At 63.5% G+C, this 20,721-nt stretch carries 15 protein-coding genes; 5 read left to right on the plus strand and 10 right to left on the minus strand.

The window, feature by feature from the left end; genetic code table 11:
- Nucleotides 1-597: 597 nt before the first annotated feature.
- The gene (locus AC1D1N_RS25190; RefSeq protein ID WP_436261483.1) at nucleotides 598-2,568 is read left to right on the plus strand and encodes a M23 family metallopeptidase; all 1,971 of its coding nucleotides are present in this window, start codon (nucleotides 598-600) and stop codon (nucleotides 2,566-2,568) included.
- A gap of 47 nt (nucleotides 2,569-2,615) precedes the next feature.
- On the opposite strand, the gene AC1D1N_RS25195 is transcribed toward AC1D1N_RS25190, so the two are convergent.
- On the minus strand, nucleotides 2,616-4,175 hold the full coding sequence (locus tag AC1D1N_RS25195) for an MFS transporter (RefSeq protein WP_477351696.1): 1,560 nt from the start codon (nucleotides 4,173-4,175) through the stop codon (nucleotides 2,616-2,618).
- 102 nt (nucleotides 4,176-4,277) lie between these two features.
- Here AC1D1N_RS25195 and AC1D1N_RS25200 point away from each other — a divergent pair, with 102 nt between their 5' ends.
- Nucleotides 4,278-4,973 (plus strand): TMEM175 family protein, encoded by a 696-nt coding sequence (locus AC1D1N_RS25200; RefSeq protein WP_436261485.1) that lies wholly within the window; start codon nucleotides 4,278-4,280, stop codon nucleotides 4,971-4,973.
- Here the strand turns inward: AC1D1N_RS25200 and AC1D1N_RS25205 are convergent.
- The 8 genes from AC1D1N_RS25205 to AC1D1N_RS25240 all read right to left on the minus strand — a co-directional run bounded on the left by AC1D1N_RS25205 (nucleotide 4,947) and on the right by AC1D1N_RS25240 (nucleotide 16,741).
- Entirely contained in the window at nucleotides 4,947-6,473 is a 1,527-nt protein-coding gene (locus tag AC1D1N_RS25205; protein WP_436261486.1) for a L,D-transpeptidase family protein, read from the minus strand. The genes AC1D1N_RS25200 and AC1D1N_RS25205 overlap by 27 nt on opposite strands.
- A gap of 189 nt (nucleotides 6,474-6,662) precedes the next feature.
- Nucleotides 6,663-7,019, minus strand: a complete 357-nt coding sequence (locus AC1D1N_RS25210; protein WP_436261487.1) for an MmcQ/YjbR family DNA-binding protein — start codon at nucleotides 7,017-7,019, stop codon at nucleotides 6,663-6,665.
- 63 nt (nucleotides 7,020-7,082) lie between these two features.
- A complete protein-coding gene (clpB, locus tag AC1D1N_RS25215; RefSeq protein ID WP_436261488.1) occupies nucleotides 7,083-9,689 on the minus strand; it encodes an ATP-dependent chaperone ClpB in 2,607 nt (868 codons plus the stop codon).
- A gap of 209 nt (nucleotides 9,690-9,898) precedes the next feature.
- A complete protein-coding gene (locus tag AC1D1N_RS25220) occupies nucleotides 9,899-10,870 on the minus strand; it encodes a DUF4167 domain-containing protein (protein ID WP_436261489.1) in 972 nt (323 codons plus the stop codon).
- 304 nt (nucleotides 10,871-11,174) lie between these two features.
- Nucleotides 11,175-12,053 (minus strand): peptide chain release factor N(5)-glutamine methyltransferase, encoded by an 879-nt coding sequence (gene prmC, locus AC1D1N_RS25225; protein ID WP_477351700.1) that lies wholly within the window; start codon nucleotides 12,051-12,053, stop codon nucleotides 11,175-11,177.
- On the minus strand, nucleotides 12,046-13,125 hold the full coding sequence (prfA, locus tag AC1D1N_RS25230) for a peptide chain release factor 1 (RefSeq protein WP_436261491.1): 1,080 nt from the start codon (nucleotides 13,123-13,125) through the stop codon (nucleotides 12,046-12,048). Before prfA ends, prmC begins: the two co-directional genes overlap by 8 nt.
- An 8-nt stretch (nucleotides 13,126-13,133) precedes the next feature.
- Nucleotides 13,134-15,404, minus strand: coding sequence for a phosphoenolpyruvate--protein phosphotransferase (gene ptsP / locus AC1D1N_RS25235; protein ID WP_112562292.1), 2,271 nt, complete (start codon nucleotides 15,402-15,404; stop codon nucleotides 13,134-13,136).
- An 83-nt stretch (nucleotides 15,405-15,487) separates the two neighbouring features.
- Nucleotides 15,488-16,741, minus strand: a complete 1,254-nt coding sequence (locus AC1D1N_RS25240; protein ID WP_023685777.1) for an aspartate kinase — start codon at nucleotides 16,739-16,741, stop codon at nucleotides 15,488-15,490.
- A gap of 246 nt (nucleotides 16,742-16,987) precedes the next feature.
- On the opposite strand from AC1D1N_RS25240, the gene AC1D1N_RS25245 reads away from it, so the two are divergent.
- On the plus strand, nucleotides 16,988-18,826 hold the full coding sequence (locus AC1D1N_RS25245; RefSeq protein WP_477351908.1) for a CHASE3 domain-containing protein: 1,839 nt from the start codon (nucleotides 16,988-16,990) through the stop codon (nucleotides 18,824-18,826).
- The gene (locus AC1D1N_RS25250) at nucleotides 18,823-19,119 is read left to right on the plus strand and encodes an antibiotic biosynthesis monooxygenase family protein (RefSeq protein ID WP_112562290.1); all 297 of its coding nucleotides are present in this window, start codon (nucleotides 18,823-18,825) and stop codon (nucleotides 19,117-19,119) included. The genes AC1D1N_RS25245 and AC1D1N_RS25250 overlap by 4 nt, the downstream gene beginning before the upstream one ends.
- A 31-nt stretch (nucleotides 19,120-19,150) precedes the next feature.
- On the opposite strand, the gene AC1D1N_RS25255 is transcribed toward AC1D1N_RS25250, so the two are convergent.
- Nucleotides 19,151-19,837, minus strand: coding sequence for a putative glycolipid-binding domain-containing protein (locus AC1D1N_RS25255; protein WP_477351703.1), 687 nt, complete (start codon nucleotides 19,835-19,837; stop codon nucleotides 19,151-19,153).
- 133 nt (nucleotides 19,838-19,970) lie between these two features.
- Between AC1D1N_RS25255 and ubiG the strand changes: the two genes are divergently transcribed.
- Nucleotides 19,971-20,720: a bifunctional 2-polyprenyl-6-hydroxyphenol methylase/3-demethylubiquinol 3-O-methyltransferase UbiG gene (ubiG, locus tag AC1D1N_RS25260; protein WP_142866386.1), complete on the plus strand. Its 750-nt coding sequence runs from the start codon at nucleotides 19,971-19,973 to the stop codon at nucleotides 20,718-20,720.
- Nucleotide 20,721 lies beyond the last annotated feature (1 nt).

Raw genomic sequence — 20,721 nt, forward strand, 5'->3', positions numbered from 1 at the left:
CTCTGCCGCCCACGTTTCTCTTTCTTCAATATTCAATTTTCAAAGAACAGACCCCGCAGACGCGAGGTCGTGGCCCGTTACGCTTGTGGCTTCGGGGCCGTCCGAGTGTCGCTTACGCGGCTCTCTTGAATTTCACAAGGGCTTATTCAGAAGCAAACTGCTTCGCCGCCTGCGGCGCACCGCCCTCGTTCGTGAGGCGTATATAGTCGCCACCCACTCAAACTGTCAACACCGATCACTCATGTTTTTGAACTTTTTGCGACAGAAGTTTTGGAGCCCGTGGACTGCCCCAGGGGAACATTGGCGTTGCCCAGAAGGAGCCCTATTGCCGCCGCATTGCCGTTCGACACCAAAGCCAACAAGAAGGTGCCGCGCGACCCGCGCGACGCCTTCCTAAAAGAGATCAAAGCGGGGTCTGCACACCGTCGGTTCGGCCTCTCATAAGAGCGTAAAGACGCCTCTTTATAAGGGGCTGTAAAACAGAGCGTGTGGGTGGGGATTTCGCCGCTTCGTTGACTTCACCCGCCGTGACAGGCAAATGTCATGGCCCAACAGAAGCGAAAAGCCGTTCCCCCGGGGAAGAAGCAGCCTTTCTGGATGCCAGACACGGAAGATGTCATAGCCGAACTCGGCAATGAGCCGCCGCTGATTGCGGATGGCCGCAGCGGACCGCCCGACCGGCGCGAGGTTTCGGCGCGCTGGCTGTCGGGCACCTTCCTTACTGGCGTGACCTCGAGCGTGCTGATGGGCGTGGCGCTGTTTGCCGCGCTTGACGGCCGCCAGCAACTGGCAACCCCGCCCGAAATCGCCGAACTGGCCCAGCTCGAAAGCGGCGGCGATTCCGGCGAGGTCGCCAAGACCACCAGGCTGGTGGCGCCGCGCCAGATCGCCAAGGCCAAGGACCGCCGGCGCATGGAAGTGTCGATGGTGACCAAGGTCGGTGACCGCGACGTTATCCACACCGTACCGTTCGTGCAGATCAAGATGGCACTGGCCGCCGGCCACACCACCAACCGCGCCTATCCGCCATTCGACCCGATGCAGGTGTTCGGCGACGATGGCGACTCAACGCCCGCGCAGCCGGCGACGGCTTCCGCGGTTGGCGGCCAGATCTACGGCGCCAAGGTCGAAAGCGAGATGAGCCTGAAGACGGTCGATTTCCCGATCGAGACGGCCTCTTTCGACGAAAAGAGCGACCTGTCCGCCGATGAGGTGGAAAAGGTGGTGCGCGAGGCGGGTACGGATCTCAGCGACGGCGCTATCCAGGTTGCCTCGCTGCATTATGTCGACCCGCAGCGATTCGGCGACGCCTTCGCCGAATCGATGGCCGGTTCCTACGACGTCAAGATCGTGCCGGAAAACGTTTCGGTGGCGCCGCGCGTTGCCATCGACGACCAGACCCCGGCTTTCGCCGAGGAGATCATCCCCTTTACCAGGGACCGCGACATTGCCGAGGCCTTTGCCGATTCGGGCTATACCGGCGATGACGCCACCGGCATGGCCGAGGCGATCGGCAAGCTGCTCAACGCACCGGCGCTGAAGGCCGGAACCGTGCTGCGCGTCGGCCTCGAAGTGCATGGTGATGCCGCCAAGGTCGTTCGCACCAGCGTCTATGACAAGACTACCCATATCGTGACCATCGCGCTCGACGACCGCGGCCAGTATGTGCCGGCGCAGGAACCGGAGCCAAATCCCGAATTGCTCACCGCGTTCGATGATTCGTCGGCGCCGGTGGTTGTGCGCGGCAATCTGCCGAACGTCTATGATGGCATTTACCGCGCCGCCTATTCCTATGGCATGTCGAAGAAGCTGACCCAGCAACTGGTCAAGCTTTTGGCCTCCGGCGTCGACTTCCAGTCCAGGCTCAATCCGTCGGACCGCATCGACGTGCTGTTCTCGCAGCCGGACGGCGACGACCAGGCCTCCGACGAATCGGAACTTCTCTATGTCTCGTCGACCTTCGGCGGCCAGACGCGAAATTTCTACCGCTTCCAGATGCAGGACGGCTCGACCGACTATTTCGACGAGGATGGTTCGAGCGCCGAGCAGTTCCTGCTGCGCAATCCCCTGCCCGCTGGAAAATTCCGCTCCGGCTTCGGGGCCCGCCGGCATCCGATCCTCGGCTATGTCCGCATGCATACCGGCGTCGACTGGTCAGCCCCCATCGGAACCCCGATCATTGCCGCCGGCAACGGCGTCGTCGAGAAGGCCGGCTGGGCCGGCGGCTACGGCAAGCAGATCATCATCCGCCATGCCAATGGCTACGAGACCTCCTACAATCACCAGAGCGCCTTTGCCAAAGGCATCGAGCCGGGCGTTCATGTCCGCCAGGGCCAGACCATCGGCTTCCTCGGCCAGACCGGCCTCTCCACCGGTCCGCATCTTCACTACGAGCTGATCGTCAACGGCACCAAGGTCGACCCGATGCGCGTGCGCCTGCCGGTCGGCAAGGTTCTGAAAGGCGACGACCTGGTCGCCTTCAAGCGCGAACGCGAACGCATCGACGACCTGCTCAAGCAGGAAGACAGCAATTCGCTGAAGGTCGCCAGCGCCAAGATCGAAGGCTGAGCCTTCGTGCTGCGAATGAGTTAATCGCCGAATCAGATTGCCCCGAATCAGGTCGACTGATTCTCTTCGGCTCGTGACCAGGGCAGCTTTTGCCCCGAAACGGTCGCCCAGGCGATAATGGCAGCAAGCAGGCAAAGCAGCGCCGTCACCGTCGACACGGCCGCAAACGCCGCATCGCTGGCGGCGAGCCGTGTTGCATCAAGTTCGGGCGCCAGGCCGGCCAATGCCGGTTCGCCGAACCCCGGAATGCCAGGCCTGACGCTGGTGTCGAGCATCGTCGAATAGACCCAGGCCGCCAGCGACCCCATCGCCGCCACCGCGATCAACCCGCCAATGCGCGAGACAGCATTGTTGATGCCCGACGCAGCACCGGTATCCTTGTCCTCGACCGCCGTCATGATCGCCGTCGACAGCGGCGACACCACCAGCGCCATGCCGAGCCCCATCACCGCCATCAGCGGAAAGGTGCCGGTCCAGAAATTGTGCATGCCGGCATGGGTGAGCATTGCAAGCCCGGCAAAGGCGATGGCCACGACCAGGCCGCCGCTGGCGATCGGAAACCGCGGACCGATCCGATCCGACCACTGACCGACCGGACCCGACAGCAGCGCGATCGACGCCGACAGCGGCAGGAAGATGAAGCCGACTTCCTTGGTGCTCAGCCCCCACCCGGCAATCAACAGCATCGGCAGGTAGAACAAATTGGCCGAGAGCGCGAAATAGAGGAAGAAGGTGGCGACGTTGGCGCCCGCAAAGGCGCCGATCCGAAACAGCTTGAGATCGATCATCGGCTCGCCCTGCCGAAGCTCGAAGACGATGAAGACGACGAGCAGCAGCGCGCCGGCGGCGATGCTCGGCCCCGACATCAGTCCACCGCCTTCGGCGCTCATCGCGGTCAGTCCGTAGGCAAGCGCCCCGAAGGCAAGCGTGGCAAGAGCGGCGCCGCCGAGATCGAGGCTTCGCTTCTCCGTCGGCGCGTCGGCGGGAATCTTGGCCAGCAGCAGATAGATCGAGATCAGCCCAAGCGGCAGGTTGACGGCAAAGATCGCTCGCCAGATGCCGCCACCAAAGGCCGCCAGGACAAAGCCGCCCAGCACCGGACCGAGTGCCGTCGTCAGCGCCGAAGCAGCGGCCCAGATGCCGATCGCCCGGCCGCGCTCGTTCTTCGGATAGGACTTGGCGATGATGGCGAGGCTGCCCGGCACCATGATCGCCGCGCCGATGCCCTGAACCGCGCGAAAAGCAATGAGCACCAGTGCATTCGGCGCCACCGCGCAGGCAAGCGATGCGACGATGAACAGTGCAATGCCGGCGACGAAGGCGCGTCTGAGGCCGAATCGGTCGCCGGCCGCACCCCCGGCCAGGATCAGCGCCGATAGCGTCAGCGCATAGGCATTGGAAATCCACTGCGCCTCGGCCAGGCTGGCGCCGAGGTCGACACGCATGGCCGGCATGGCGATGGCCAGGATCGAACCGTCGATGAAGCCGAGCGCGGACGCCAGGATCGCCGCGACCAGCACGAATTTGCGCTGCGCTGGCGGACAAAACGAACCATTGGAAAGAGAGCTGGTCAGGGGAACGGCTGCGGCTTCGCTGGGAGACTTCATGAGCGCCTGCTTAGACCTCCGATGCCCTGGCAACAACCAGCCAGAGCTTCGCAGTCCTTGAAACCAGATCGACCTGACCGCATGGGCAGGAACCACGCCTCAATGGATGCAACCGGCACATGGCGTGTTAAGTTTCTTGCAACGCGCAAAGCAGGGGGAAGCCGCATGAAACGACCACTCGAACCATCGGTAGAGGCGCGCGGGCGCGTTGTCGGCATCACCGATGGCGTCTTTGCCATCGCGCTCACGTTGATCGTGCTTGAGATTCGCGTGCCGGCACACGAAATGGTCCACTCCGAGGGCGAGCTGCTTTCGGCGATCGCAGCACTGGCGCCGCGCTTCCTGACCTATGCGCTGAGCTTCCTGACGCTGACCATCTTCTGGTTCGGCCAGCAGGCGCAGCACGGGCTGATCGCCAGGTCAGATCGGCGGCTGGCGACGCTGAACCTGTGTTTTCTCGCCTTCATCGCCTTGCTGCCGTTCTCGACCGACCTGCTGGCTGACTTCCTCGAGTTCCGAACCGCGGTGATCGTCTACTGGCTGAACCTGTTGATGCTGGGCGTGACGCTGTTCGCAAGCTGGTGGTATGCCGACGGGAACGGCATGATCGCCGAGGATGTGGACGCTGAAGCGCGGCGCACGGTCTACAATCGTATCGTCAAGGCACAGGCGCTGTGGGCGGCCGGCGCGGCGCTGTGCCTGATTACGCCGCTGCTCAGCATCGGTTTCATCCTGCTGGTACAGCTCATCTATGCCGCCGCGCCGCGCGCCTCACTGCTGCGTAAACTCGTCGGTTGAGGTCCCGCCGACATCCGCGATTGTTGGTCCGCCGACGAATTCCACCGTGACGCCCGGCGAGACGAGCTTGGCCAGTTCTCGCGCATCCCAGTTGGTTAAGCGCACGCAGCCATGGCTTTCGGTCTTGCCGATCTTGGAGGGATCGGGCGTGCCGTGAATGCCGTAGGTCGGCTTGTCCAGCGCAATCCACACAGAGCCGACCGGCCCGTTCGGCCCCGGCGGAATGGTGAGGATCTTGTCGTTCTGGCCCTGCTTGAAATTGATGCTGGGGTTGTAGGTGTAGTTCGGATCGAGCGCGACCCGCGACACGGTATGGGTGCCGGTCGGCGAAGGCGTGTCGGCCGAGCCGATGGTGGCGGGATAGGCGGCAACCAGCTTGCCGGCGGCGTCATAAGCGAACACCTGCTTTTTGTCCTTGTCGGCGACGATGCGGGCAACCGGAGTGGAGACCAGCCTGCCGAAATTGGCGACTTTGATGATGGTGCCGGGACGGTTGAAGTCGGCCTCGGGATTGAGTCCCTTCAGATAATTCTCGTCCATGTGGAAGCGCTCAGCCAAGGCCTCGGTGACAGAGGTGTAGGCCATGCGATCGAGCTGCGCTTTCTGGCTGTAGTCTTCCGGTATCGAGGCGACATAGGGGCCGGCCGCGTCCTCGGGGGTGATGGTGTAATTGGCGAAAGCGTCGCCGCCGGTTTGCGCCAGCGCTGCCTGGATGCCGACCGCGTCGGTCGAGCGCAGATTGCTGCCGGTGATCTGGTTGTAGGCGGCCAGCGCCTTGTCGACATTGGAGCCAAACCGTCCATCGATGACGCCGGGCGAGGCGCCGGCGCGGTCGAGCAGCACCTGCAAGGCAGCCACATCCTGGCGCGCACCGAGTGAAAGCGAGGGATCAACGACAGTCTTGCCGCCCTCGGTCTTGGGTGGCAGAGCGGCCTGGTCGCCGGGTGCCGCCGGGTCGATCGAAGCCTCGTTCAGCGGCTGGCGCTTGACGGGGCGCGGCTCGGCAGACTTCGGTGCTTCCGGATAAATGTCGCCATCATTGGCGTCATCCTGTGGCGCCGCCGGATAGGCGTCCACCGAATTGTCACTGTCAGGATCATAGTCGTCGGCCGGTGGGATGATGACCCTGCCCTGCTCTTCCAATTGCCTGCGGCGGAAACGCGCCATGTCCTCGGGATCATCGAGATAATAACGGTCCTCATCCTCGACCGGTGCGCGTCCGAGTTCGCGCGCCCGCATCTGGCGGCGCAGCGCACGGCGGTCCAGCCTGGTCTGCGGCGGCTGGATGGCGATGACCTTGCCGGTGTCGGCATCGACGATGACGCGGTTGCCCCTGGCGTCGTAATAGATGTCGAGATTGCCGTCCTGGGCAAGCACGATGCCGCCGCTATCGGCAGCGCGAACAACCGGCAGTGCACTATCCACCGTCGGCGATGCCATGGCGCTCGACGCAAGCAGCCCGGCGGCGAGCACCGAAAAGGCAAAGATCGTGCGGAACATGGTGGTCAAACTCTCCGGTCCGTAATTGCCGCCGCCCGGCAGTATCCCTTCAGAACGCTCTCGCCACCGTTTGGATGCGCAAGCAACGCCCTGACCGTCAAAAGCCTGCAGGCAAACCCCTTCGCCAGCAAACCAGAACATAAGCTTTCCAACATGAACCGGGCATGAAGATGGCGGATTTCAAGGTCGCTACAGGCCCAATTCCTCGCGCGTCTGTTTCGTCAGCTTGAGGACAACGAGGCGATGGCTTTCGCCGAGATAGTCCTTCAGCGCATCATCATCCATGCTCTGGCTTGTCTGACGCTGGATCCATTTCATGCCGCGCGAAGCGAGGTACGGCGCCGGCCGGCAGCCGGGCTGGTCCTTCAGAATGTCATAGGCCATTTCGGAACATTTGAAGGTGACGAAAAGCTGGCCGCCATCATTCCAGCCGCCAATGGCAAAGACCTTGCCGCCGACTTTCCAGACATGCGCGCCACCCCACTGCACGACATGAGTCGTTTGCGGCAGCGAGGCGCAGAGGCTGTTGTAGTCGTCCAGCGTCATGTGCGCCCCCCGCGAATTCACAAGAAAACGCCGCGCGTCCGTTCGGGACGCGCGGCGTATTGATCAGGCTGCGGCTTCAGTCGCCACCACAGTGGGCTTCGACCGGAAATTCAACCGGTCGGACCCAGCGGTGACTTTGACGGTCGAACCGTCGAGGATCTCGCCGAGCAGGATCTTCTCCGCCAGCGGATCCTGCAGGTCCTTCTGCATCACCCGCTTCAGCGGCCGCGCGCCATAGGCCGGATCGTAGCCCTTGGCCGCCAGCCAGTCGATCGATTCCTGGTCGAGCGACAGCGTGATCTTGCGGTCGACAAGCAGGCTTTCCAGCCGCTTGAGCTGGATCTCGACAATGCGGCCCATATCCTGCCGGCGCAGCCGGTGGAACAGGATCACCTCGTCGACGCGGTTGAGGAACTCCGGCCGGAACGAGGCTCTCACCACACTCATCACCTCGTCGCGCACGGCATCGACATCCTGATCTTCGCCGAGATTGACCAGATATTCGGCGCCGAGGTTCGACGTCATGATGATCAGCGTGTTGCGGAAGTCGACCGTACGGCCTTGGCCGTCGGTCAGCCGCCCGTCGTCGAGCACTTGCAGCAGCACGTTGAAGACATCGGGATGCGCCTTCTCGATCTCGTCGAACAGCACGACCTGATAGGGCCGGCGCCGCACCGCTTCGGTCAGCGCGCCGCCTTCCTCATAGCCGACATAGCCAGGAGGTGCGCCGATCAGCCGGGCGACCGAGTGCTTCTCCATGAACTCCGACATATCGATGCGCACCATCGCGCTCTCATCGTCAAACAGGAAGCTCGCCAGCGCCTTGGTCAGCTCCGTCTTGCCGACGCCGGTCGGCCCGAGGAACATGAACGAGCCGATCGGCCGGTTCGGATCTTGCAGGCCGGCACGGGCGCGCCGCACAGCTTTCGACACCGCCTGCACCGCCTCGCCCTGGCCGACGACACGCTTGCCGATCTCGTCTTCCATGCGCAGCAGCTTGTCGCGTTCGCCCTGCAGCATCTTGTCGACCGGAATACCGGTCCAGCGCGACACGATATGGGCAACGTGATCGGGTGTGACCACCTCTTCGACCATGCCGGCCTTGCCGTCCTGGGCTTCGGCTTCCCGGAGCTCCTTCTCCAGCTCCGGGATCTTGCCATAGGCAAGCTCGCCGGCGCGCTGGAATTCACCCTTGCGCTGGGCAATGGCAAGCTCGTTGCGGGCTTCGTCGAGCTGCTTCTTAAGATCGGCGGCGAGCCCAAGCTTCTGTTTCTCGGCCTGCCATTTGGTCGTGATCTCGGTCGATTCCTCCTCGAGGCCGACGAGTTCCTTTTCCAGACGGGCGAGCCGATCCTTCGAGGCGTCGTCGGTCTCGACCTTCAGCGCCTCGCGCTCGATCTTGAGCTGCATGATGCGGCGGTCGATCTCGTCCAGCGCCTCCGGCTTGGAATCGACCTGCATCCTCAGCCGCGACGCGGCTTCGTCGACGAGGTCGATCGCCTTGTCCGGCAGGAAACGGTCGGCGATGTAGCGGTTGGACAAGGTTGCCGCCGCCACCAGCGCCGAATCCGAGATGCGCACCTTGTGGTGCTGCTCGTATTTCTCCTTCAGGCCGCGCAGGATCGAAACCGTGTCTTCCACCGTCGGTTCGTCGACGAAAACCGGCTGGAAACGGCGGGCAAGGGCGGCGTCCTTCTCGACATGCTTGCGGTACTCGTCGAGCGTGGTCGCGCCGACGCAGTGCAGTTCGCCGCGCGCCAATGCCGGCTTCAACAGGTTCGAAGCATCCATGGCGCCATCGGCCTTGCCGGCGCCGACCAGCGTGTGCATCTCGTCGATGAACAGGATGATGCCACCGGCGGCAGCGGTGACTTCATTGAGCACGGCCTTCAGCCGCTCTTCGAATTCGCCGCGATATTTGGCGCCGGCAATCAGCGCGCCCATGTCGAGCGCCATCAATTGCTTGTCCTTCAGCGATTCCGGCACGTCGCCATTGACGATGCGCAGCGCCAGGCCTTCGGCGATCGCCGTCTTGCCGACGCCGGGTTCACCGATCAGCACCGGGTTGTTCTTGGTGCGCCGCGACAGCACCTGGATGGTGCGGCGGATCTCGTCGTCGCGGCCGATCACCGGGTCCAGCTTGCCGGCGCGGGCGTCGGCAGTCAGGTCGCGCGCGTACTTCTTCAAAGCGTCGTAGCTCTGCTCGGCACTTGCCGAATCGGCGGTGCGGCCCTTGCGGACATCGTTGATGACCTGGTTCAGCGCCTGCGCGGTGACGCCGGCCTTGGCCAGGATGTCGGCCGTCTTGGCCGATTTCTCCATCGCCAGCGCCTGCAGCAGCCGCTCGACGGTGACAAAGCTGTCGCCGGCCTTCTTGGCCAATTCCTCGGCCGTCGAAAACACCTTGGCCAACGGCTGCGCCAGGTAGAGCTGGCCATTGCCGCCTTCCACCTTGGGCATGGCTTCGAGTGCGGTCTCGACGCCGAGCTTGACGTCGCGGACATTGCCGCCGGCGCGCTCGATCAGCGAGGCGGCCAGACCCTCATCGTCATCGACGAGGACTTTCAGCATGTGTTCGGGAGTGAATTGCTGGTGGTTGCGCGAGAGCGCCATGGTCTGGGCGGATTGGATGAATCCGCGGACGCGCTCGGAGTATTTCTCGAGGTTCATATCTGTCTCCTTCCATCACCGGCCCGCTTTGCGGCACCGGATCAGATTGCGGTGACGGACCCGCTCATCGGAGCCGGGTCCAGTTCCCGCCAGATATGGGGCGCGAACCATTGCCGCTCAAGACGTCCGGCACAGGATATTGCATACCTAAGCAAACGGAAACGGCGGAGATTTCTCTCCGCCGTTTCAAGGATTGCCGTCTTGTCCGGTCAGTTGTTGGCGTCGACGACGAACGGGTCGACGGTAGGGCTTTCAGCCGGCGCCGCATCCACCTCGGTGGCTGCAACGGTCTCGCTGGCGCCATCCACCTGTTCACCACCAGACTGGTCGTCACCGACAGGATCGGAATTGGTGCGCGGACGCCGCGGACGCCGCGGACGGCGGGCAGTGCCGTTCTCGGCGGCGGCCTCATTGAGTTCGGCACGGGCGGCAAGAGCCGCCGGGGACAGGTTTTCGTACAGCGGCGCCGGCTCGGAGAAACCGGTCTCGGCTTCGGGTTCAACCGCGGAAACGGCCTCCGCCTGCACCGGGGTTTCGGTGAAGCGCTGCTGGTCGCCGCGCTGGCCATTCTGCTCGCCGCGTTGGGCATAGTCGCCACGCTGGTCGTTCTGGCCATAACCGCCATTGGGGCGGCGGTCACGGTTGCGGCCGTTGTTGTCGCGCCCGTTATTGTTGCGGCCATTATTGTCACGGCCATTGTTGTTCTCGCGGCTGTTTTCCTGGCCATATGCCAGTTCGGCCGGCGTGCCTTCGATCGTCGGCTGCGGACCGTTGCCGTGGTTGGCCTGCGGAGCTTGCGTCTCGCCGCTATTGCCGTTGCCGGCATTGTCGAAATCGTCGCGATCTTCATCGTCGTCGAAATCGTCGCGATTCTGCTGCTGGTTCTGGATCGGCAACTGGGCCTGCGCGGCAGCGATGATGCGGTTGTAGTGCTCGGCGTGCTGGAGGTAGTTCTCCGCCATCACCCGGTCGCCGGAGCTTTGCGCGTCACGGGCCAGAGTGGCGTATTTCTCGGCGATCTGCTGAGCCGATCCACGGATCTTCACGTCCGGGCCGTTGCTCTCATAGTTGCGCGTCAGGGGATTTGGGCCCTTGCGGTTGTTGTTGTTGTTATTGTTGCCACCGCCGCCGCCATTGTTGTTGCGACCGCGCATGCGCCTGTTCTGCTGTTGTGGCCTCATAAGACTCTCTTCATTTTGAAATTTTCGAAAAACGTTTCACGAACGGAGGCGCTCATGCAGCCAGCCGTTTCGTTTCTTCACCGGCGTTCGCCCGCATCAATTGCGTTGGCGCCACGTGTCATCCTGTTCCGGTTACATCACTTGCCGGACGATTCCCGCACGAAGCTTGGGCGTCGTTTGCGCAAGAAGGCAGCTATTTCCAAGGAAAACCGAATCGCTAAGAGCACTGCCTGCTTCGTCTCATCCGGTTAAGGCGGACCCTAGCCGCATTCCCCGGCATTGCCAAGCGCTTTTTTGCACTGCGTCAAGGCTTTCCCTGTTCAAACATAAGAACCCTGTCGTTTCCGCCAAGATCGACAAATGCCTCGGCCAGCCTGTAGCCGGCCGTCGCGAATATGTCTTTGACCTCATTGCGCTGCGTGTGGCCGATCTCGACCGCAATCTTGCCTTGTGCTTCCAAAAACCCTGCCGCTTCGGCGGCGATGATTCTGTAGGGGCCAAGACCGTCCACACCGCCATCGAGGGCTCTGCGCGGATCGAAATCGCGGACCTCGTCCTGCAGATTTCCAATGTCTTCAGAAGGTATATAGGGAGGGTTTGCGGCAATTACATGGTAGCGGCCGCAAACTTTTGCGAACCAGTCGGAGTGCAGCGCCTCAAACCGGCCGGTCAGCCCGAGTTGCTCGGCATTGCGGGTCGCGGTCGTGAGCGCATCTTGTGAAATATCCACGCCGGTGGCGGTCGCGGCGGGAACGGCGCTGAGCAGGGCCAGCGCAATGGCGCCGGTGCCGGTGCCAAGATCGAGGATACGGCATTCCCCCAGCCTTTCGGCCGTTTCGCTGGCAAAGGGCAGGATCGCCTCGACCAGTGTTTCGGTGTCCGGCCGCGGCTCCAGCGTTTCCGGGGACAGCGCAAGACGCAGGCCGTAGAATTCGCGATAGCCGAGGATGCGGTGCACCGGTTCTCCGGCAAGGCGCCGCCGCAAGGCGGCATCGATCGCGGCAACGGCATCGGCATCAAGCGCCCGTTGCGGCTCGGCGATGGCCTCTGTACGGGTCGTACTGGAGAAATGTTCGACGATCAGCCTGGCGTCCAGTGCCGGATCGGCGACGCCGGCCGCGGCAAGCCGCTCCCGCGCTGCCCGCAGCAGCGGCCCGAGCGTGCCGGGCAGATGATCAGCCATCGAGGCCGATATCGGCAAGGAGCTTCGACTGGTGGTCGGCGATCAGCGCGTTGATGACCTCGTCCAGCTCGCCCATCATCACCCGATCGAGCTTGTAGAGCGTCAGGTTGATGCGGTGATCGGTAAGGCGCCCCTGCGGGAAATTGTAGGTGCGGATGCGCTCCGAGCGGTCGCCCGACCCGACCTGTGATTTGCGCGCCTCGGAACGCTCCTCGTCCGCCTTGCTGCGCTCCATGTCATAGAGCCGCGCGCGCAGGATCTGCATGGCTTTGGCCCGGTTCTGGTGCTGCGACTTTTCTGCCTGCACCACCATGATGCCGGTTGGCAGATGGGTGATGCGCACCGCCGAATCAGTGGTGTTGACGTGCTGGCCGCCCGAACCCGAGGCGCGCATCGTGTCGATGCGGATGTCTTCGGCGCGAATGTCGATATCGACCTCTTCGGCTTCCGGCAGTACGGCCACCGTCGCCGCCGAGGTATGAATACGCCCGCTGGCCTCGGTCGCCGGCACGCGCTGCACACGGTGCACGCCGGATTCGAATTTCAGATGGGCAAAGACCCCCTTGCCGGAAATGGTGGCGATGATTTCCTTGAAGCCGCCGGCGTCGCCGTCGCTCGCCGAAACCGTCTCGAAGCGCCAGCCGCGCTCGGCGGCATAGCGCTCATACATGCGAAACAGGTCGCCGGCGAAAAGCGCTGCCTCATCGCCGCCGGTGCCGGCGCGGATTTCGAGGATGGCGTTCTTGTCGTCGGCGGCATCCCTGGGCAGCAGCAGAATCTGGATGTCCTTCTGCAGTTCCTCGATGCGCTCCTCGACCCCGGGCAGATCGGCCTCGGCCAACGCCCGCATCTCGGCATCGGTGCCCTTGTCGGCAAGCATCGCCTTGAGGTCGGCCTGCTCATGTTCGGCTGAGCGCAATTCCCTGACCTTGGCCACCATGTCCTGCAGCTCGGAATATTCCGAGGCCATCTTCACATAGACATCGGCCGCCGGGCCGGCCGACATCTGCGCTTCGAGCATCTCGAAACGCTTGACGACCTGATCCATACGCTCGCGGGGAAGATTGACCATGATTGATGCTATAGCGGGATGGAGCGGTCGTCGGCAAAGGCCTGCAGCAGCGCCCGCATCGGCAGCCCATGCGCCGGCGCCATCAGATTGTCGGCAAAGAAGGCCTGCAATTCCTCCAGCGGCAGTTCGGTCAGCATCGCCTTGACCGGGCCGATCGAGGCCGGCGACATCGAGATCGAGCGGTAGCCAAGGCCGATCAGCGCCATGGCCGAGATGGGTTTTCCCGCCAGTTCGCCGCACAGCGTCACCGGCGTGTGGTTGCGTTCGCCGGCGTCGGCAATCTGCTTCAGCACCCTGAGGAACGGCGCCGACAGCGTGTCGAAGCGGTTGGACAGCTGCGTGTTGCCGCGATCGACCGCCATGACGAACTGGAACAGATCGTTGGAGCCGACCGAGACGAAATCGACTGCCTTCATCAATTCGTCGAGCTGAAACAGCAGCGACGGCACTTCCAGCATGGCGCCGAGCTTGAGACTGGTCGGCAGATGATGGGCAAAGCGCGAGAGATGCCTGACCTCGCGGTCGATGATTTCGCGCGCCTGGGCGATTTCGCCGAGTTCCGTCACCATCGGCAGCATCAGCTTCAGTTCGCGCCCGCCGCAGGCTTTCAGCAGAGCGCGGATCTGGGTCCTGAGCAGGCCCGGCCGGTCGAGCGTCAGGCGGATCGCCCGCCAGCCCAGCGCCGGGTTTTCTTCCTGGATGGCGCCCTTGAAGTAGGGCAGCACCTTGTCGCCGCCAATGTCGATGGTGCGGAAGGTGACTGGTTTGCCGCGCGCCGCGTCGAGCACGTCGCGGTAGAGTTTCTCCTGCGCTTCGGCGCGGGGGAAGGTCGAGGCGACCATGAACTGCAATTCGGTGCGGAACAGGCCGATGCCGGCCGCACCCGCTTCGGCCAGCTGCGGCAGGTCGACGGCGAGACCTGCATTCATCAACAGATCGACTTGGACGCCATCCTTGGTCACAGACGGCTTCTTGCGCAGTTCGCGGTAGACCTCCTGCCGGCGCGCCCGGAAGCGGACCTTTTCGGCATAGGCGGCTTCTAGGTCCGGCTGCGGCCGCAGATGGATGGTGCCTTCCTCGCCGTCGACGATGATGGCATCGCCGTTTTCCGCCATGGAAACGGCGCCCTTCATCTGGCCGGCGACCGGGATGCCCATGGCGCGCGCGACGATGACGACGTGGCTGGTGGCGGCACCGTCCTCCAGCACCACGCCGCGCAACTTGTCCCTGGGATAGTCGAGCAGCTCTGCCGCGCCCATCGAACGCGCGACCAGGATGGCGTCCTTCGGCAGCGAAGCCGCGACATCGTCCGGCCCGCGCCCCATCAGCTGGCGCAGCAGCCGGTTGGCGAGATCGTCGAAATCGCTCATCCGCTCGCGCAGATAGGGATCTGTCATGTGCAGCATGCGGGCGCGCATGTCGCTCTGCACCTTCTCGACAGCAGCTTCCGCCGTCAGGCCGTTGCGGATCGCCTCTTCCAGCCGGCGCACCCAACCGCTGTCATTGGCGAACATGCGGTAGGCCTCGAGCACCTCACGGTGCTCGCCCTCGAAGGCGACCTCGCGCCGCTCCAGCATGTCGTCGATGGACAGCCTGAGCGAGCCGAGCGAGGACTGCAGCCGGCGGACCTCCTCCTCGCTGTCCTCGTTGAACAGATTGGTGACGACGATGCGCGGCTCGTGCAGCACGACATGGCCAAGCCCGACGCCTTCGTTGAACGACAGGCCGGTGAAGCTGACGGGACGGCGCAGGTCGAGTTCGAGGCCGGGCCGCGTCAGCCGGGCAAGATCGCCGGTGGCGATCATCTCGGCGATCACCATGGCGGTGGTTTCCAACGCCTCGACCTCGTCGTCGCGGTAGTGGCGCATGGTCTTGTTCTGCACCACGAGCACGCCCAGCGTGCGCCCTGCCCTGAGCACCGGCACGCCGAGGAAGGAATTGTAGATCTCTTCGCCCGTCTCCGGCAGGTAGGCGAAGGCCGGGTGTTCCTGCGCATTGGAGAGGTTGAGCGGTCGCGCACTGGCGGCAATCGTGCCGACCAGGCCTTGTCCCAGCCGCAATTGCGCCAAATGGACGGCGTTCGGGTTCAGACCTTCGGTGGCGTAGAGTTCGAGCACCGAATCGGCGCGCAGCACATAGAGCGAGCAGACTTCGGCGACCATGTTGGAGGCGATGTCGCGCACGATCCGGTCAAGCCGCTCCTGCGGCTCCAGCGGCTCCTGCATGAGCTCGCGGAGCCGTTTCAGCAGAACGCGCGGGCCACTGGCCGTATCACGCATCGCGGCTTCTTCTCCAATGGGCATTTTGCCCGCCGCAGTTTCCACCGCGACCGGCGCACACGCAACAACTCAAATCGTTCTCGCTACTGCTTATCCAGACCGTAGACGGAATGCAAAGTGCGAACCGCCAGTTCGGTGTAGGGACCGTCGATCAGTATCGAAATCTTGATCTCGGAGGTGGTGATGGCCCGGATATTGATGGCCTTGTCGGCCAGCGCCTTGAAGGCGGTGGCGGCGACACCCGCATGGCTGCGCATGCCGATGCCGATGACCGAGACCTTCGACATGCCGGCTTCGGACTGCACGACGTCATAGCCGATCGAAGCCTTGAGGCGCTCGAGCACGGCCAGCGCCTTGTCGACGTCGCCGGATGGCACGGTAAAGGTCATGTCGGTGAACTTGCCGTCCTCGGAGATGTTCTGGACGATCATGTCGACATTGATGTTGGCCTCGGCCAGCGGGCCGAAAATGCCGGCGGCAACGCCCGGGCGGTCGCCGACCCGGCGCAGCGAAATCTGCGCTTCGTCCTTGGCGTAGGCAATTCCGGTGACGACCTGCTGTTCCACGATCTCTTCCTCGTCGCAAATAAGCGTTCCCGGAGGATTGAGCAAATCCCCCATTCCGGGCGCATCGGGATCGTCGAAGGACGACCGCACGAAGGTACGCACCCTGTGCACCATGGCAAGCTCGACCGACCGCACCTGCAGCACCTTGGCGCCGAGCGAGGCCATTTCGAGCATTTCCTCGAACGAAATCTTGTTAAGCCGCCGCGCCTTGGGTTCGATACGCGGATCGGTGGTGTAGACGCCGTCGACATCGGTGTAGATGTCGCAGCGATCGGCCTTGACCGCGGCGGCAATGGCCACCGCACTCGTATCGGAGCCGCCACGGCCGAGCGTGGCGATGCGGTTGTCCGGACCGATCCCCTGGAAACCGGCGACGACTGCCACCTGACCCTCGCCGAAACGCTTGATCAAAAACGCACCGTCAATGTCTAGGATGCGCGCCGCGCCATGTGCGTTGTCGGTCTTGATCGGGATCTGCCAGCCCTGCCAGGAGCGGGCGTGCACGCCCATATTCTGCAGCGTGATCGCCAGCAGGCCGGCGGTGACCTGTTCGCCCGAGGCGACGACGGCGTCATATTCGCGCGCATCGTGCATCGGCGAGGCTTCGCGGGTCCAGCCGACCAGTTCATTGGTCTTGCCGGCCATAGCGGAAACCACGACAGCCACCTCATGGCCGGCATCGACCTCGCGTTTGACGTGACGCGCCACATTGCGGATGCGGGCGATGTCGGCGACGGAGGTTCCGCCGAATTTCATCACGATGCGCGCCATGGAAGCGAAATGCCTTTGACTGAAGCCGGCCCGGGCCGAAAGGGGAAGAGGGCGCCCGACAGAAGCCGACCGCTGAATGCGCGGCCTCCTTAGCCAAATGATCACCGTTTCGCAAGGCTGGCCACGGATTGCCGGCTTCAGGACGACGGCATATTGCGTTCCGCCCCGCCGCCGCTTACCAAATGCTGCCCGCGGGAAACTCCTTTTGGTCCAGCATATCAAATGATTGCTCGTCTTCGACGTGCCATGCGATGGCAATCGCTGCCGCTTTTCATCGGCTTCGGCGTGCTGGCGTTGATCGTCGGTACGCGCGCGGTGCTGGTCGAGGGCCAGAGGGCCAATCGCGAGGCGGCGCGCGAGGCAATCGAATACCAGGAATCGCTGTCCGGCCTGCTTTCGCTGGCGCAGGAGGCCGAGACCAGCCAACGCGGCTATCTCCTGACCGGGGAGAAATCCTATCTCCAGCCCTATCGGCAGGCGATCGAGGCCATTCCGGGCCAACTGGCCCGCATCGACGGCATGACCGCTCCGGACGACCAACTCATCCAGCAGATCAATCGCATCAAGGAGGCGCTTTCACAAAAGCAGGCTGAATTGGCTGAGACGATTGCGCTCTACGATAGCGGCAACGCGGCAAAAGCGCTGGAACTGGTTCGCAGCGGCCAGGGCAAGGCCGCCATGGATCAGATCAGGGCCAGTATGGACACGATCCGGCGCATCAGCGGAGCGGCAATCGCTGCCCGCGACGAGCATACCGATCGGGTCGAAAGCTGGCTGCGTATCGGCTCGTTCGCAGCTCTTCTGGCGATTTTCCTGCTTGGCGCCTACACGATCCGCCTGTCGCGCCGCCGTTTTCGCGAGGTCGCTGTCGCCCAGGAAGAGCTGATGCGCAAGAACATCGAGCTCGGCAACGAGATCCGGACGCGCGAAACGGCCGAATCGCAGATCCGCCAGATGCAGAAGATGGAAGCGGTCGGCCAGCTGACCGGCGGCATCGCCCACGATTTCAACAACATGCTGGCGGTGATCATCAGTGCCATGAACCTCGCCCAGCGCAAACTCGCGCGCGGCGAGCACGACATCGCGAAATTCATCGAGGCGGCGGTCGACGCGGCGACCCGGGCCGCCAATCTGACTGCCAGGCTGCTCGCCTTCTCGCGCCAGCAGCCGCTGGCGCCGCAAGTGGTCGACACCAATCGTCTGGTTACCGGGATGTCGGACCTATTGCGGCGGGCGCTCGGCGAAACCATCCGCATTGAAACCGTGCTTGCCGGCGGCCTGTGGAAAACCCATGCCGATCCGAGCCAGCTCGAGAACGCCATCCTCAATCTGGCGGTCAACGCCCGCGATGCCATGGACGACAATGGCAAGCTGACCATAGAGACCGCCAACAGCCATCTCGACGACGGTTACGCCGCCACCCATGCCGAGGTCAAAGCCGGCCAGTATGTGATGATCGCGGTCAGCGACACCGGCGCCGGCATGCCGGCGGACGTCATGGAGAGGGCCTTCGAGCCGTTCTTCACCACCAAGCCGGTCAACAAGGGGACCGGCTTGGGGCTGAGCCAAGTGTTCGGCTTCGTCAAACAGTCGGGCGGCCACGTCAAGATCTATTCCGAACCGGGCGAAGGCACGACCATCAAGCTCTATCTGCCGCGTTTCTTCGGTGCGGAAGAGGCTGTTCTCCCCGCTGGCCGAGGTGACAATCCCGCTGAAGTCACCGAGACGATCCTCGTTGTCGAGGACGACGCCCGCGTGCGCGCTTCAACCACGGACGCCTTGCGCGAACTCGGCTATACCGTCATCCATGCCGGCAGCGGCCATGAAGCCTTGCAGAAACTGGCGGACAATCCGGGCGTGGCACTTATGTTCACCGACATCGTGATGCCGGTGATGAACGGCCGCAAGCTCGCGGAGGAAGCGCTGGCGCGCATGCCGCAGCTGAAGGTGATCTTCACCACCGGCTTCACCAAGAACGCCGTGGTCCACAATGGCGTGCTCGACCACGACGTGCATTTCCTGGCCAAGCCCTTCACCATCGAGCAACTGGCAACGAAACTGCGCGACGTGCTGGACACGAAATGACCGAGACCCTGGAAATCGTCAATTTTCGGCTCAAACCCGGGACCGAAGCGGGCTTTGCCGCCAGCAACAGCCTGGTCAGCGACTGGCTGGCTCGGCAACCTGGCTTCCTAAGCCGCTGCCTGGCCAGGCGGGATGATGGCGGGTGGGTCGACGTGGTGCGCTGGAGCAGCCGCGAGCAGGCGCTCGCCGCCGCTGGCCGGATCATGGCCGAGATCGGCGACTGCGAGGCGATGCAAGCCATCGATCCCGCCAGCGTCGACATGGGGCATGCCGAGGTCGTGGTCTCGACCTGACGCCCTTCATTGTGCACGATGGCCGCCAAGCTCAGGCGACTCTTGTCCACAGGCCAGGATAGTCGAGCACGAACCCAGTCGGCGAAACCTCGAGGGTATCGTCGTAGCCGAAAAGGGGGGCCGCATAGGCATAGCGAACCTTATCAAGACGCCTATAGCGCTGTTCGAGGCGCGTCAGCCTGAGTTCGGGAAAGGTCAGATAGGCCGCCGGAGCCGGCGTCGCCTGCCCGACGTCGAGATCAAAGCGGCGAATCGCCAGCAGGTTCGAGGCCGGCGTGAAACCAAGATCGACATCGACAAGGCCGGCGACGTCTCGCTGGATTTCACCATTCAAGGTCCATCGGCCGTCGGCCGCGCGCTCGATCGCATAGCGCAGCGCGCGCAGGCCAAGAAAGCCATCGACCCGCGCCGACTTTGTCTGCCAGCCAGCATCGCAGACCACCTCATAGGCAAGGCAGCATGGCTTGTCGTCCTGGACGAAAATGGCCTGCCCGCTAAGGCAGTAGCCGTCCTTGATCTGTGAAAGCAGGCAGGAATCGTGGCCCTCCACATCCAGCCGACGCCAGAGAATCGACGCTGGCGTTAATGTCATGGAATCCACTCCGTCGAATTCGAATTCAAAAACGATGCTCCTCTTTCGCGTGGCATGCCAACCGTGTTTCATCGCAGCGTTCGGCAGCTGACATGCCCCTGACAGAGCGTGCCGCCGTGTCAGCACGGAAAATTGTTGCCTTGACATTCCCGGCCTCACACCCGACTTCCTATCGCTCCCAAGCAATTCCAGGAAAAGTGGGAACCGGTTTTCCGTCCGAAATTGCGCCCGAATAAAAGAGCTCTAGGAGACCCGCCCCATGCCAGAGCCCCGTCGATCGACGATCGATGCCGGAGAAGTCGAACGCTTCTCGGCCCTTGCCGCCGAATGGTGGAACCCGAACGGCAAATTCCGCCCGCTGCACAAGTTCAACCCGGTTCGGCTTGCCTACATCCGCGACCAGGTGGCGGCGCGTTTCGGTCGTGACCCGCGGGCGGCGCGGCCGTTCGAAGGCCTGCGCTTCCTCGACATAGGCTGCGGCGGCGGGCTGTTGTGCGAGCCGATGGCCAGGCTTGGCGCCGAAGTGGTCGGCGCCGACGCATCGGCAACCAACATCGAGGTGGCGAAGCTGCACGCGGCCGAAGGCGGGGTGACGGTGGATTACCGCGCAACGACCGCGGAAGACCTTGCCGATTCCGGCGAGAAATTCGACGTCATCCTCAACATGGAAGTGGTCGAGCATGTCGCCGACATCGACCTGTTCATCGGCAAGTGCGGCGAGATGGTGAAGCCTGGCGGCATCATGTTCGTGGCCACCATCAACCGAACGCTGAAGGCTCTCGGTCTGGCCATCATCGGCGCCGAATACGTGCTGCGCTGGCTGCCGCGCGGCACCCACCAGTTCGGCAAGCTGGTGCGGCCCGAAGAGCTGGAAAAGGCGCTGGGCAACGCCGCCATGACCGTCATCGACCGCACCGGCGTCATCTACCACCCGCTCGCCGACCGCTGGCAGCGCTCCAAGGACATGGACGTCAACTACATGGTGCTGGCCGAGAAGGGGTCGGTCTGAC

It is taken from the genome of Mesorhizobium sp. P2_B5, from assembly GCF_056404775.1.